Origin of the sequence: Brevundimonas sp. AAP58 (assembly GCF_001295975.1) — a bacterium.
Classification (GTDB): domain Bacteria; phylum Pseudomonadota; class Alphaproteobacteria; order Caulobacterales; family Caulobacteraceae; genus Brevundimonas.
Genome location: NZ_LJHU01000046.1, coordinates 23,178 through 37,153, shown reverse-complemented (window position 1 = coordinate 37,153; position 13,976 = coordinate 23,178). Strand labels below are relative to the sequence as shown.

14 protein-coding genes and 1 tRNA gene are annotated in these 13,976 nt (G+C 66.9%); 5 read left to right on the top strand and 10 right to left on the bottom strand.

What is annotated here, in order from left to right; translation table 11 throughout:
- The gene (locus tag IP78_RS06760; protein ID WP_054110952.1) at positions 1–1,710 is read right to left on the bottom strand and encodes a M1 family metallopeptidase; all 1,710 of its coding nucleotides are present in this window, start codon (positions 1,708–1,710) and stop codon (positions 1–3) included.
- Between the two features lie 115 nt (positions 1,711–1,825).
- A complete protein-coding gene (gene rpmB / locus IP78_RS06755) occupies positions 1,826–2,119 on the bottom strand; it encodes a 50S ribosomal protein L28 (RefSeq protein ID WP_054110936.1) in 294 nt (97 codons plus the stop codon).
- Between the two features lie 213 nt (positions 2,120–2,332).
- Between rpmB and IP78_RS06750 the strand changes: the two genes are divergently transcribed.
- Complete coding sequence (locus IP78_RS06750; protein ID WP_082384894.1) at positions 2,333–2,800, top strand: DUF3617 family protein; 468 nt, start codon at positions 2,333–2,335, stop codon at positions 2,798–2,800.
- A 226-nt stretch (positions 2,801–3,026) separates the two neighbouring features.
- Here the strand turns inward: IP78_RS06750 and IP78_RS06745 are convergent, their stop codons facing one another.
- Both IP78_RS06745 and fdxA read right to left on the bottom strand, forming a co-directional pair.
- Positions 3,027–3,578 (bottom strand): CarD family transcriptional regulator, encoded by a 552-nt coding sequence (locus IP78_RS06745; RefSeq protein ID WP_029415735.1) that lies wholly within the window; start codon positions 3,576–3,578, stop codon positions 3,027–3,029.
- Positions 3,579–3,884: 306 nt separating this feature from the next.
- Complete coding sequence (fdxA, locus tag IP78_RS06740) at positions 3,885–4,226, bottom strand: ferredoxin FdxA (protein WP_054110934.1); 342 nt, start codon at positions 4,224–4,226, stop codon at positions 3,885–3,887.
- Positions 4,227–4,392: 166 nt separating this feature from the next.
- On the opposite strand from fdxA, the gene IP78_RS06735 reads away from it, so the two are divergent.
- Positions 4,393–5,034: a hypothetical protein gene (locus IP78_RS06735; RefSeq protein WP_054110933.1), complete on the top strand. Its 642-nt coding sequence runs from the start codon at positions 4,393–4,395 to the stop codon at positions 5,032–5,034.
- Here IP78_RS06735 and IP78_RS06730 read toward each other — a convergent pair.
- The 4 genes from IP78_RS06730 to IP78_RS06715 all read right to left on the bottom strand — a co-directional run bounded on the left by IP78_RS06730 (position 4,983) and on the right by IP78_RS06715 (position 9,806).
- Positions 4,983–5,333, bottom strand: a complete 351-nt coding sequence (locus IP78_RS06730; protein WP_082384891.1) for an RNA-binding S4 domain-containing protein — start codon at positions 5,331–5,333, stop codon at positions 4,983–4,985. The two genes, IP78_RS06735 and IP78_RS06730, sit on opposite strands and share 52 nt — an antisense overlap.
- The gene (locus IP78_RS06725; protein WP_054110932.1) at positions 5,330–6,700 is read right to left on the bottom strand and encodes an MFS transporter; all 1,371 of its coding nucleotides are present in this window, start codon (positions 6,698–6,700) and stop codon (positions 5,330–5,332) included. Before IP78_RS06725 ends, IP78_RS06730 begins: the two co-directional genes overlap by 4 nt.
- A 142-nt stretch (positions 6,701–6,842) precedes the next feature.
- Positions 6,843–9,320 (bottom strand): helicase-related protein, encoded by a 2,478-nt coding sequence (locus tag IP78_RS06720; RefSeq protein WP_054110931.1) that lies wholly within the window; start codon positions 9,318–9,320, stop codon positions 6,843–6,845.
- Positions 9,321–9,368: 48 nt separating this feature from the next.
- On the bottom strand, positions 9,369–9,806 hold the full coding sequence (locus IP78_RS06715) for an ABA4-like family protein (protein ID WP_054110930.1): 438 nt from the start codon (positions 9,804–9,806) through the stop codon (positions 9,369–9,371).
- A 221-nt stretch (positions 9,807–10,027) separates the two neighbouring features.
- Between IP78_RS06715 and IP78_RS06710 the strand changes: the two genes are divergently transcribed.
- Positions 10,028–10,104 (top strand) — tRNA-Arg (locus IP78_RS06710).
- A 227-nt stretch (positions 10,105–10,331) separates the two neighbouring features.
- Positions 10,332–11,156, top strand: a complete 825-nt coding sequence (locus IP78_RS15005; RefSeq protein ID WP_197272398.1) for a S9 family peptidase — start codon at positions 10,332–10,334, stop codon at positions 11,154–11,156.
- Positions 11,157–11,463: 307 nt separating this feature from the next.
- On the opposite strand, the gene IP78_RS06700 is transcribed toward IP78_RS15005, so the two are convergent.
- Positions 11,464–12,024 carry a hypothetical protein gene (locus IP78_RS06700; RefSeq protein ID WP_054110928.1) on the bottom strand — a complete coding sequence of 187 codons (561 nt, stop codon included), beginning with the start codon at positions 12,022–12,024 and terminating at the stop codon, positions 11,464–11,466.
- 241 nt (positions 12,025–12,265) lie between these two features.
- Positions 12,266–13,054 (bottom strand): PhoH family protein, encoded by a 789-nt coding sequence (locus tag IP78_RS06695; protein WP_156320317.1) that lies wholly within the window; start codon positions 13,052–13,054, stop codon positions 12,266–12,268.
- A gap of 290 nt (positions 13,055–13,344) precedes the next feature.
- On the opposite strand from IP78_RS06695, the gene IP78_RS06690 reads away from it, so the two are divergent.
- Positions 13,345–13,875 carry a gamma carbonic anhydrase family protein gene (locus IP78_RS06690; RefSeq protein WP_054110926.1) on the top strand — a complete coding sequence of 177 codons (531 nt, stop codon included), beginning with the start codon at positions 13,345–13,347 and terminating at the stop codon, positions 13,873–13,875.
- Positions 13,876–13,976 lie beyond the last annotated feature (101 nt).

Genomic DNA, 13,976 nt, shown 5'->3' with positions numbered 1-13,976 from the left:
TCAGTTCGGGCGGGTGCGTGAGGCCCTGTAGGTCTCGATCAGATCTAGCCGCCTGAGCACCTTGTTCTCCGGATCGATCAGGACGGAGGCGTTTGCGGGGACGCTGATCTCGCCCCGGCCGTCGGTCATCGGGACGGTCGTCACGACGCCGTCGATCTCGACCTCGACCGGCATGCGGAAGGGCACGCCGGCGCTGTAGCCGGAGACTTGCCATGACAGGGTCAACCGGTCGCCCTCGCGGCTCTGGTTCAGAACCGGCAGATCGCCGTTGAGCAGATAGGCCTCGAAGAACCAGCTCAGCTCCTGGCCTGTCTCGGCCTCGACGATTCGGACGAAGTCGCGCGTCGAGCGGCGCATGGTGGTGAAGCTGCCGGGTTGCGGGTCCGGGTGGCCATAGATCAGGACCCTCAGCGAGCGGAAGAACGCCTCGTCGCCGATCAGCATTCGCAGGGTGTGGGCGACGAGCGCGCCCTTGAAATAGATGTCGTTGCCGGCACCCTGGCCGCTGAGATAAGCGCTCCCCACGAGCTCCTCGTCCCGCACGATCGGGAAGATGTTGGCCAGACTGGCGTGCAGCTCGCCCAGCTCGATCTGCATGTAGCGGTCGCCGTGCAGCCAGCGCGCATACAGCGGCTGCATATAGGTGCCCAGGCCCTCGTGCAGCCAGAAGTCGTCGATGTTGGCATGGGTCATCTGGTTGCCGAACCACTCGTGGGCCAGCTCGTGCTGGAGCAACCAGTCGTAGCCGCGCAGGTCGATCCGGTAGCCGTTGCCGTAGGCGTTGATGGTCTGGTGTTCCATGCCCAGGTGCGGGGTCTCGACCACGCCCATCTTCTCGTCGGCGAACGGATAGGGGCCGATGGTCGCCTCGAAGAAGTCCATCATCGGCCGGAACTGGGCGAACAGGCCCGCGACCTTGGCCGGGTCGTCGGACCTCAGGTGCCAGTATTCCATCGGGAAGCTGTTGCCGAACCGGCTCTGATAGGTCGCCTCGACCTTCTCATAGGGACCGATGTTCAGCGCCACGGCATAGGGATTGATGTCGCGCGCCGACCAGTTCCAGGTGGTCCAGCCGTCACCATGATCGACCGTGCCCAGAAAGCGGCCATTCGACGGCGCGGACAGGTTGGACGGAACGGTGATGTGCAGATCGACGCGGCCGGGCTCTGACAGGCTGGAATCGATGCACGGCCAGAACAGGTCGCAGCCCTCGCCCTGAACGGCGGTGGCGATCCAGGGTTCGCCCGTCGGCGCGGTTGCCCAGACGAAGCCACCGTCCCACGGTGGGTTGGGGGCCACCCTCGGCCGACCGGAATAGGCGACACGCAGGGTGGCGGAGCCGCCGACAGCCAAGGTCGCCGGGAGTCGAGCCCAAAGCCGACCGTCAGACTGACCCCAGCCGTCATCGGCCGACAGGGTGACGCCGTCGACGGCGACCTCGGTGATGGTGAAGCGCTCGTCCAGATCCACGATCAGCCGCTCGACAGGGCCGTTGGCGGTGAAGTTGAGGGTCGCGACAGCATCTATGGACCGGGTCTCGGGCAGGACCTTGATGGCGAGGTCGGCGATATCGAGCGTCACGGCCGCCTGTTCGGGCGCCAGGGGCCGCCCGCTCTGGAGCGTGGCGACGGCGGAATCACGGGCCGCGTCCTGGGCCGCGACGGGCGTGGCGACGAGCAGGGCGGCGAAGGCGGCAGCGAGGATCGACATGGCGTGAGACGACGACGGCCAGTCGCTGCGGTCAAGACCGGACGAGGCCGATCGCCCAAGGAAAAAGGCCGGCGTTTCCACCGGCCTTTTCGCAAATCGGGTTGTCGCCGAAGGCTCAGGCGGCCTGTTCGGCCAGCTTGGCCTTGACCTGGCGCTTGATGCGCTGGGCGGTCAGGGACAGCTGCTCGTCATTAGCCTTGACGATGAAGGGATCCAGCCCGCCCTTGAAGTCGAGCGTGCGCAGCGCAGCGTTCGAGATCCGCAGGGAGAAGGTCTGGCCCAGAGCCTCGGACGTCACCTTGACCTTCTTCAGCGACGGCAGGAAGCGGCGCTTGGTCTTGATGTTCGAGTGGCTGACCGAGTGGCCGACCATCGGGCCGACGCCGGTGAGTTCGCAACGACGAGACATCGTCAGATCCTTAGAGGCAGGCGCCGCCGAACCGGGGCGCAAGAAACGAAAGCGCGCGGAAGGACGCCCTCCGCGCGAGAGGGGGCCGTATAGGGCAACGGGCTCGCCGCCGTCAAGGCTTCGTCGCCTCGCGCGCGATCCGGTTCATGCGTCGTTCAATCGCCGTGTTTCATTGCCTAGACTGACCGGATGTTCCGGGGAAATGAGACCACCATGACCATGCCGAACCTTCTGATCCGCACCCTCGCCGTCGCTGCCCCGGCGATCGCGGGCGCGGCCTTGCTGGCCGCGCCGGCGTCCTCGCCCCAGGCCCAGGCTTCGGCGACCGAGGTGCTGCCGGGCTACTGGGAATACACCACGAGCGCGGTGGGCATCCGTGACACCGAGCAGAAGTGCGTGCGGCCCAGCGAGATCAATCGCTTCTTCGGCGGCCTGTCGACGCGGCGCTGGCAGTGCACCTATCCGGTGCGCGAGGTCGGCAATGGCCGCACGCGGTTCGAAGGCACCTGCACCGACCGGCGCGGCCGGCGGGTGAACGTGCGGCTGCGTGGGACATATGATTCCGAGTCGTTCCGGTTCAGCGGCGGGGCGCAGCTGGCGCGCGGCACGCCGTATCTGCCGGCGAGCATCACCGCGCGGCGGATCTCGGCCCAGTGCCCGGCGAACGCGGAGTATTTCTGACTTTCGTCATTCCGGGCGAAGCGCAGCGAAGACCCGGAACAAGGCGGCGCGCGATAGCGCGAAGCTGTCACACACGAGTGGGCTGACGCACTTCGCCTGCGCTTCGCTCCGGCGCCACCTTGTTCCGGGTCTGCGGCGCAAGCGCGCCTCCGCCCGGAATGACGAAAGAAAGAAAAAGGCCCCGGATTGCTCCAGGGCCTTCGTCATTTCAGTATCGCCGACCCGATCAGGCCGCTTCGGCTTCCTCGGCCTCTTCGGCCACCGGCTGGTTGGCCTTCTTGGCGCTGAGGGACTTGCCGAGCAGGGCGACGGCGGCGTCCTTGTCGATGCGGTTGGCAGCGGCCACCTCGCGGGCCATGCGGTCCAGCGCCGATTCATAGAGCTGGCGCTCCGAATAGGACTGTTCCGGCTGGGTTTCGGCGCGGTGCAGGTCGCGGACGACCTCGGCGATCGAGATCAGGTCGCCGGAGTTGATCTTGGCTTCGTATTCCTGGGCGCGACGCGACCACATGGTGCGCTTGATGCGGGCGCGGCCCTTGAGCACCGTCAGGGCCTTGGACACGGTGTCCTCGGCGGCCAGGGTGCGCAGGCCGGCGGTCTTGGCCTTCTTGGTCGGGACGCGCAGGGTCATCTTCTCGTGGTCGAAGGTCACGACGTAGACCTCCAGCGACATGCCCGCGACTTCCTGGGTCTCGATGGCCGCGACCTTGCCGACGCCGTGCGCCGGATAGACGACGGCGTCGCCAACCTTGAATTCCAGACCGGTCTTGTTCGTCATGTCATTCCTTTCCCGGACTCAGGGAAAGGGTGAGGCGAAGGCGCGACGACAATTGCGCTCGGAGCCCGGCGACGATGGATCGCCGATGCCCAAGATCAATCAGTCAAACGCGGAAACGGATCACCCAACCTCTGGCCGACCCCGTCTTCATGGACAGGGTTCTGTCGCAAACGCGGGCGGCGCGTAGAAAACGCAGACCGCCCGACCCAATGTGAGGAACATATCACAAAAATGCGGAATTTCAAAACGTCAGCGCGCGAGCGGTGACTCGGGCCGAAATTCCGACCCCGGGCCGAGGCGGCCGGATCAGGAGCCCTTGCCGGGCTTCTCGGAGAAGTATTTTTCGAACTTGCCGGTCTCGCGCTCGTACTGCTCGCGGTCGGCGGGCGGCGTGCCCTTGACGGTGATGTTGGGCCAGACGCGGGCGTACTGGGCGTTGACCTGGAGCCACTTGCCGTCGGGCTCGTCCTCGGTGTCGGGCTTGATGGCGTCGACGGGGCATTCCGGCTCGCAGACGCCGCAGTCGATGCATTCGTCGGGCGCGATGACCAGGAAGTTCTCGCCCTCGTAGAAGCAGTCGACGGGGCAGACCTCGACGCAGTCCATGAACTTGCAGCGTACGCAGGCGTCGGTGACGATATAGGTCATTGCAGAAAAGGCGGCCTTGGATGACGGCGGGCGACGCGCCGACATGGCGGGGGCGGCGGAACCTGTCAACGTCGTTGGGGACGCGCCTCGCCCGGCTTTACCGCAGTTTCCCGCGTTGGTAGGGATCGCGCGCGACCGGGAGGCGAGTCGCGGGGGAGTTCTGTTCATGTATCGTTTTCGTTCGGGCGCCGCGGCGCTCGCGCTTGCCGTCGCCACTCTGGGGGCCGCCGGCTGTTCCTCGACCTTCGAGGCCACGACGCTCGATGCGACCACGGGTCGCTTTCCGATCAGCCAAGTTCTTCCGCCCGAGGCGATCAAGGTCGACGAGGCCTTCCCGGTCAACGACAACCGGCGGCTGCTGCTGGTGCGGACCAACCTCGGCACCCTGACGCAGTATGAAGAGTATTTCGAGGAGTCGATGGAGAACATCGGCTTCTTCCAGCAGGTCGTGCGGCCCGACGAGTTCGAACGCATGCTGGTCCAGGCGGGCAAGGCCGACGGGGTCAGCGGCACGACCGGCTTCGCGGGTCTGGCCCAGGCCTCGCGCGCCTGGGGGCCGTTCCTCGTGGCCGACTTCAACCTGACAGCCGGCGCCGGCTATCAGGTCGACATGGTCATGACGGTCTATGATCCGTCGACCGCGCGGGAGCTCTACAAGATCGATCACGGGGTGACGAACTGGGCCGGCCTGGACGGCGTGCTGTTCGAACCCAGCTTCAACGCCTTCATCGAGTGGCTGGAGCGGAACTCGCCGACCTATCCCGAGGATCGCGCGGTCCCGGCGGCGTCGGACGACGACGAGGACTGATCCTGCGCGATCTCGGAGCCGTCGTTTCCGAGCATGGCATAAAGGGCGCGGGCCTCGGCCGGAGGCCCGCGTCTCTCGCCTACCTGAAGCACCCGAACCGCTACCAGCCGACCGTCGCGGACGAACACCACGTCGTCGCCGACATGGACGGATCGGCTGGCCTTGTCGAGGCGGGTCTGCAGGCCGTTGTGGGTCAGGCGGACGGCTCCGGTCTCGATGAAGGCGGCGGCCAGCGAGCGGGTCTTGGCGAATCTCGCGCGCCACAGCCAGACGTCGATGCGGCAGGCCTCTGTGGTCATGCCGGGGTCGTATCCGGCGCCGGGCTGTCCGCGTAGGCGGCTGACAGACGGCGGTAGGCGCGCGAGTTGAAGGCCAAGATCGTCAGGACCACGCCGCAAAGACCAGCGACGGTGAAGACCAGCGCCATGCCTCGGTCCGCGCCCGTGCCGAACCATGTTCCTATCGTCCGCGCGCCAGCGCCGTCGGTCATGAAGGGGATGACGATGAACTGGGTCAGGGGACCGATGAGGAAGGCGGTCAGCGGCGAGGCCGACTGCTCCACCGACTGGGCGAAGCCGAAGACGCGGCCCTGGCGCTCATGGGGGACGACCTTCTGGAGCGTGGTCTGTTCGGCGGCCTCGGCCCAGGGGCCCAGGAACATCCAGATGGCGCAGCCGACCGCCAGCAGCGGGATGGAGGTCTGGAGCGTGAAGACGCTGGCCACGCTCCACATGATCAGGTTGACGATCAGGAGGGTGCGCAGGGGCTTTGGGCCGAGCCCGACCTTTGCAATGACAATACCGGAAACGATGAAGGACACAGAAATCGCCGCCCACAGGAAGCCCCAGGCCTGGACCGGCATCAGCGACAGGCCATAGGCGTCCATCAGGGCCATGAAGACGCCGCCCAGGAAGTTGTTGAAGGCGGCGAACAGGATCAGGGCGAACAGGCCCGGCACGGCGAAGACGACCTTGAGCGTGCCCTTCAGGTCGACGCGGCGGTCGGGTTTGGCGTCGGGGTCCGCTGCGCCGTCGCCGCTCGAAGCCGCGGTCTGGGCGTGGGCGGGCACGCGGACGGTCAGCAGATGCAGGATGACCAGCACCGTCAGACCGAGGGCGACGCCGAGCGCTCCGATCATGCCGGCCCAGGCGACCAGCAGGCCGGAGATGACCGAGGTGGTCAGAAAGCCGATGCCGGTGGCCATGCCGACCAGGCCGTTGGCCTTGTCGCGGCGGTCTTCTGGGACCAGCAGGGTGACGAGCGTGGGCAGGGCGATGTTGCGGACGTTGCCGGCGATGACGCCGAGCATGACCAGGCCGATCAGGATCCACAGTTGCGGCCGGGCCACGTCGCGGAAGGCGGTCTCGGGCGTGACGAGGAGCAGGGCGAACGAGGCGGCGTAGAGCGCGAGCGACGCCAGGCTCGAGCCCAGCATGACGCGGGTCTTGGGATAGTGATCGACCAGGCTGCCGAACCAGACGGCGAAGCCCGCCGTCAGGACAAGGAAGACCCCCGCGATCATGCCGGTGGCGAAAACCGAGCGGGTCTCCAGGAACACCCAGAAGGTGATGGCGAACCAGACCGTGAAGTTGACCACGCCCGCGACGGCGTTGTTGGCCAGCAGATTGTAGAAGGCCCGCATGGGGCTTGCCCCCGGCTCACTCATCTCCGCTCATCCCCGCGAAAGCGGGGACCCAGTGCTTTGGGTGACCGGCGCCAATCCGCTGTCCTCGCCGGCGATCCCATACGCCCCTGCCTCACTCAAGCACTAGGTCCCCGCTTTCGCGGGGATGAGCGGAAAAGAAAAGTCACTTCGTGGCTTTGCGGCGCGGGCGCTTTCGCCTGACCGGCGTGGGCGGGGCGGTCAAGGCGGCCAGCGCAGCGAAGGGTGAGTCCTTGACTGGGCGGGCAGGCTTGTCGGGGCGGTCGGGCTGCTGGGCGCGGGGGGTGCGGAGCGCGGCGAGCACAGTCTTGAGCTCGGCGGCGGACCAGCCGAGCTCGGCCAGCGCCGCGTCGGACAGGTCGGCCTTTGCGGCCTCGCGCTTGAACTCTGCGAGGCGTTCCAGGGTCTCGACGGGAATGGCGAAGCGGCCGACGGCGCGAAGGCCCTGGGCGGACAGGGCGCGCGGGCCGGGGGGCGGCTCGGGAAGGAGGCTGAGGCCGGTCTCGCGCAGCGCGAGGGGCGGGCCGGCGAAGGCCTGGGCCAAGGCGCGGGCACGGGGCTTGAGCGCGCCGGGCAGCCAGACGGAGTGATTGCCGACGCGGACGGCGAAGGTCTTGAGCGTACGGCGCTCGGACTGGCTGATGGCGGCGAGATCGCGCTCGACATCGCGGCGGTCGAGCACGCCCCCGGCCTCGATCAGGCGGAAGGCGAGGCCGCGCGGCAGGCCGGTCAGGGTTCCGTTCTCGATGGCTGTCCGGAGGCGGCGGAGGTCGCGGAGCGCCCGCCCGGCCTCCGACGACAGGAAGGCCTCGATGCGGCGCTGGGCGCGGTCGCGGGCGGCCTGGGGGCCAAGGTCCCCGATCAGGCGGACGCGCGGGGTGAAAGGATCGCCGCCGGTAATGCGGGCCGCGAGCGCCCCCTGCCACAGGACGTCGCCCTCAGGCGTGACGGCGAAGGCCGCGTCGGCGTCGGCGGCGAGGCGGCCCAGGCGGCGCGCGATCTCGGGGCCGACGGCGCGCAGGGCGGCGGCTTTCAGTGTGCGGTCGGCCAGGGCCGAGCCTCCGGCCGACGGGGCGAAGCGGACGCCCTCGAGATGGCCGACGGCCTCGCCGTCGACGCTGACGACGCCGTCGCCTGCGACCTCGGCGAGCGTCGCCTCGCGGTCATGCAGCGAGCGCATCAGGGCGGTGGTCTTGCGGTCGACGAAGCGGGCGGTCAGGCGCTCGTGCAGCACGTCGGACAGGCGGTCCTCAAGCGCCCGGGTCCGCTCGCGCCAGGCCTTGGCGTCGGCGACCCAGTCGGGCCGGTTGGCGATGTAGGACAAGGTGCGCACGCCCGCGAGCCGGGCCGAGAGCTGGTCGATCTGGCCGTCGTCGCGGTCGACCTCGGCGAAGCGGGGGGCGAACCAGTCGTCGGTCAGACGGCCGCGTGAGCTGGTCAGGGCGCGGAAGACGTCGCGCGACAAGCGGGCGTGCTCGTCCAGCGTCGTCTTCTGAAAGTCGGGAAGCTGGCACGCCTCCCACAGCCGCATGATCGTCCCGCGCGAGCGGCCGATGCGCTTGATGTCGTCGTCCAGCAGGGCGCGGCGCAGCAGGGTCTCGTCGAGCGCCTGGCCCGTCAGCTTCAGGCCGTTGACGCCCGGCGTCTGGGTCAGGGAGCGGAGCAGGTCGGGCAGGGTGTCGAAGTCGAGGCGGGCGTTGCGCCACTCGATGGCCTGGACCGGGTCGAAGCGGTGGTCGACGACCTGGCCGACCAGGTCCTCGTCCAGCTCCTCGGCCTCGCCCGTGACGCCGAAGGTGCCGTCGCGGATGTGGCGGCCGGCGCGCCCCGCGATCTGGGCGATCTCGTGGGCGTGGAGCCAGCGGGTGCGGCGGCCGTCGAACTTCCTCAGGCCCGCGAAGGCGACATGGTCGACGTCCATGTTCAGGCCCATGCCTATGGCGTCGGTGGCGACCAGGAAGTCGACCTCGCCGGACTGGAACAGGGCGACCTGGGCGTTGCGGGTGCGGGGCGACAGGCTGCCCATGACGACGGCGGCGCCGCCCCTCTGGCGGCGGATCAGCTCGGCGATGGCGTAGACCTGTTCCGTCGAGAAGGCGACGATGGCCGAGCGGCGGGGCAGGCGGGTCAGTTTCTTGGAGCCCGCGTAGGTCAGGCTGGACAGGCGTTCGCGGCTGACGATCTCGACGTCCGGGATCAGGCGGCGGATCAGCGGGGCCATGGTGCCCGCGCCCAGGAACATGGTCTCGAACCGACCGCGGGCGTGCAGCAGGCGGCTGGTGAAGACATGGCCGCGCTCGGGGTCGGCGGCCAGCTGGATCTCGTCGACGGCCAGGAACTCGACGTCCCGTTCCATCGGCATGGCCTCGACCGTGCAGACGAAATAGACGGGCCGGGGCGGGATGATCTTTTCCTCGCCCGTGATCAGGGCGACCGAGTTCTGGCCCCGCGCGCGGACGATGCGCTCATAGACCTCGCGGGCCAGCAGCCGCAGCGGCAGGCCGATCATGCCGGAGGCGTGGCCCAGCATCCGCTCGACCGCCAGATGGGTCTTGCCGGTGTTGGTCGGCCCCAGCACCGCGACGACGCGCGAGGGAGCCTGGCCGGTCGGGCGGTCGCTCATGATGAGGCCAAGGTGGCGTCTCGCCGGAGGGTCGGCAAGCGTGGCGGATCAGTCGGCGATGCGGCGGGTCAACGCGGTCCGGGCCGCCAGATACAGCAGCAGGCCGAACGGCCCGGCCATCAGGATGAAGAACAGACAGGGCAGCAGCGCCCAGTGGGGCAGGCCGCGCTTGCCCGCGTCCTCGGTCGCCCAGGCCCCGACCCACAGGTCGAAGGCCAGGTAGTGAACCCAGCCGACCAGAACGCCCTCGGGCTGTGCGAAGGCGCGGGTGACGCCCTCCAGCGAGGAGAAGTCCAACTCTCGCCCCGCCTCGCCCAGGGTCAGGATCACCCCGCCCAGCAGCACCGTGTAGGTCACGGCAAGCGCCACGCCGATGAACCGCGCCGCCGCGAGGGCGAGCGGGCGGCGGATCGGGGCCAGCGCCAGGATGATCCAGCCGACCAGGGCGACGGCGTTAGCGACGCTGAACAGGGTCTGGGGGCTCATGACGCGGCTCCTGACGACGAGGCTTAACGCGAGCGGGCGGACCTGCGGAACAGGGGCGAAACGAATCAGGACCGAATCACCGACACGGCCCGATTCGTGATCTGTTCACCCCAAGATATTGTATCTTAAGCGGGATTAACCACAACGGCGAAGGCGGCCTGGGCGGCGATTTCGCCGGACGGCTTTTCGGCGCACGCGCGACCGGCTAGGGGAGCCCCGACGGCCCCGTAGCTCAGCTGCATAGAGCAAGGCTTTCCTAAAGCCGAGGTCGCAGGTTGGAGTCCTGCCGGGGTCGCCAGTGTTCCAACATAAATCTTTTAAAACAAAGGCTTATGGTTCGGCTGTCTAACCGAGGTTCGCCAATGTTCCTCGACGTCCAGAATTGGTCTGCCAGCAAACGTCCGAGTTGGGTGGTTGGCGGACCTAGGGTTGGGACGGGTTGCCCCGATGACATCGTCCCGCATTCGCGCCTTGTTGCGAATGCAGTCCGGTGATCAACTGCTTCATCGCTCGACGGAGGCTGCTGTGTCCCCTCACTTCTTCATTGCGGTCGTGTTATTTCTGACAGCATGCAGCGGGCCATCGCGCGCCAATAGCCATCTCATCCCGCACCCTGCGAAGCTTTCAGCGAGTGTGGAATATTTCAGCAGGCAACCTGCTGGTTCGGGCCCTTGGCCAACGATAGTTTTTCTGCATGGTCACCAGAACGGCGTTTCCACACTTGGGGGACAGGCATTCGCCGACTGGGGCGTTCTCGACCGATACGCAAGCCAAGGCTATTTGTCCGTAGCGGTCTCCTTACCAGGTTACGGCGGTTCGGACGGGCCAAGGGATTTCGCCGGGCCGTATACACAACAAGCCGTCACCGCTGTTCTCATAAAGCTCGAAGCAGACGGCTTGGCCGAGCCTGATCGCGTGCTGCTCCAGGGCGTGAGCCTTGGTGCTGTCACAGCCGGCCTGATGGCCGCTGATGATCCTGGGATCGATGGCGTTGTGCTTATCTCGGGTCTGTTCGACTTGCCCGCGTTCCTGAACCGTCCGGCGACTGCCGGCGCTTCAGCGGTTCGGGCAGCGGCCATGCGGCAGACGGGCGGCGATTCTGATGCGCTGCGGTCCCGATCTCTGCTTCCGCAGGCGTCGAGAGTGAAAGCCGCTGCTTTGATCTTGAACGGGGCTAAAGACGACCGCACCGACCCCAACCAAGCTCGCCGTCTTGCTTACACGCTTAATGCTCACGGCGTGGCGGCGAAGGCTGTGATTTATGAGGATTACGGTCATGAAATCCCGGTTTCCGTCCGGCAACCCGAGATAGACGCGTTCATTGATCTACACTTCCCAACTTCTCGCTGAGGGAGGTGTCTCTATGTCCGTTTATGTTCGCAACGGGTCGCGACCGGTCACTCGCAGTGTCCGCTCTCGGGAGAGAAGCCGGTTAGACACTGGCCATGCTCGCCAGCCCCTGCGGGACTAAATCCCGCAGGGTTAGACACCGCCAACCCATTGACTTGGCCAATAAAGTGCTGCTCTGCCGGGGTCGCCAATCTTTCGGGATCTCTGCGGGGCCAGAGATTGGCCTTCCTGCGGATATCCGGTTCAGGCGCTGACTATCAGCATTGAGGTCGATGCTGGGCTCAAGGCGCGGACTGCGGTTCACGGGTCAAGCGCGCCGAGGCCTCTTCATCGCGACGATGGCGTAGACGTAGGTCAGGGCCGCCGCACCGGCTATGGCCGCACCGCGCACCGGCTCGGGTGCGAACAGATAGGCGGAATAGCAAAGTGCGGCCCTCATCACGAAGTGGACGAAGCCGGCAGGATCGTTCGCTCCCCAACCGTGCGGCACCCAAACAAGCCCCGCGAGAATGGCCAGGCCGAGGATGAGCAGGTCCATGTTGACGGCCTCTTGGGCGGCGATCACGACGAACGGTATGAGAAGGGCGACCACGGTGATGAACCGCATGAACAACTGCGTGATGGGGTTGCGCCGGCTCTCAGGTCGTATGCCAGGCCTGCCCCTGAGCTTGTCGATCAGGAGAGCGAGAGGGAACGGCACCGCCGCCGCAATGAACGGGGCGAAGCTCGGGAGCGCCTCTCCCAGATAGTAGGCGGCCGCCGTGAGCGCGCTCCAGGCGATGAAGCCTCCGATCGGCATGGCTGTAGTGGTTGTCGCCAGGTACTCCCGCCGGGCGTCGGCGAGCGACATGGCTAAATAATCGGTCATCGTGAATCCTCCGGTCACCGGCCCCCGGCCGGGTCTCGCCGATAGCGACCAGCTGGCAATGAAGTACACGAAGAACTTTGAAAGTCAAAGCGCTCTGTCATTGCAAAATCGGATAGCTCGGCGTTCACTGGCCGGATCGAACAGGTCAGCGACGAGAAAGGTTCGCGTCAGCCTGGGACGTCGCGTTCGAACTCGATGCTGCTCCGGGGCGTCTGGGTTCGGCCCGTTCTGACCGTCCGGATCAAAGCACCCCGATCATGCTCGCCACCAGCGGGTGGCGCACGATGTCCTGCTCGGCCAGGCGCACCACGGCGATCTCCGGCACCGCCTCCAGCTTGGACGCGATGTCGGCCAGGCCCGAGACGCCCGGCAGCAAGTCCGACTGATGGGGGTCGCCGGTGACGACCATCGTCGAGTGCCACCCCAGCCGCGTCAGCAGCATCTTCAGCTGGGTGTAGGTGCAGTTCTGCGCCTCGTCGACCACCACGAAGGCGTTGTTCAGGGTGCGGCCGCGCATATAGCCGATGGGGGCGATCTCGATCAGGCCCTCGGCCATCAGGGCGCCGACCCGCTTCATCGACAGCCGGTCCGACAGGGCGTCGTAGAGGGGGCGCAAGTATGGGGCGAGCTTGTCCTCCATGGCACCGGGCAGGAAGCCGATGGATTCGCCCGCCTCCACCGCGGGGCGGGAGAGCACGATGCGGCCGACCTTGCCGGCCTCCAGCGCCTCTACCGCCTTGGCGACGGCGAGATAGGTCTTGCCGGTGCCTGCGGGCCCGAGAGCGAGCGTCAGGTTGTGGGTGTCGACGGCGTTCAGAAGTTCGGCCTGGCCCTCGGATTTGGGCTTCAGCGTCTTGAGGTAGGCCTGGTCGCGGTCGTCGTTGGAGGGATGGGGCGACCACCCGCGGCCTTGCGAGACCGGCAACCGCCGGACCTTGGCGTCGTGGGCGCCATAGTCGGGGCCGTCGAAGGCCCCCGCTTCACGAGCTTGACGCTTGAGGGCCGCGCGCTTGGTCATTTCAGGCTCCAGGCATGAAAAAAGGCGACGCCGGAATGGCATCGCCTCGAACGAGGGTGGGGAGGTGGCGGAAGGCGAAGACGCAGCGTCCGGGGTCGCAGATGTATCCCACATCCGGCGGAGACGACCGCCGTAGACCCGAACGCGACACGCACGCTCTCCTGGGCTCTGACCGGACCGGGCTTGATCCGGCTTCGGATCCGGGGCGGAAATGGCCGCCTCGAATCGCATCAACACCTTGATGCTAACGTGGTTTACGAAGGCTTAAAGCGCCAAAGCGTTCCAGATCAGATGAGGGTTTGATGACAGTCTATTCGCTGGCGGACAAGAAACCGCAGCTGCCGGCAGACGGCGAATACTGGATCGCGCCGAACGCCACGGTGATCGGCGATGTGACGCTGAAGTCGGGGGCCAGCATCTGGTTCGGCGCGGTGGTACGCGGCGACAACGATCCGATCGTCATCGGCGAGAACACCAACATCCAGGACGGTAGCGTGCTGCATTCCGACCCCGGCGAGCCTCTCATCATCGGGGCGAACGTCACGGTCGGGCACATGGCCATGCTACATTCCTGCACGATCGGCGACGGGACCCTGATCGGCATCGGAGCGGTGGTGCTGGGCCGGGCGCAGATCGGGAAGAACTGCCTGATCGGAGCCAACACCCTGATCACCGAGGGCAAGGTGATCCCCGACGGCAGCCTCGTCATGGGCCAGCCGGGCAAGGTGGTTCGCCAACTGGAGCCCGGCCAGATCGCGGCGCTGGAGGCCTCGGCCGAGCACTATGTGCAAAACTGGAAGCGGTATGCGGCCGGGCTTCGGATCGATTCCTGACGTAAAGTTCATTTTACACTTCATGACGGGACGTTAAGGATCGGACCCGACCAAGCGGGGGGCCGTCTGGTCATCGTCACGCCTCGCCCCATGACCGGAGC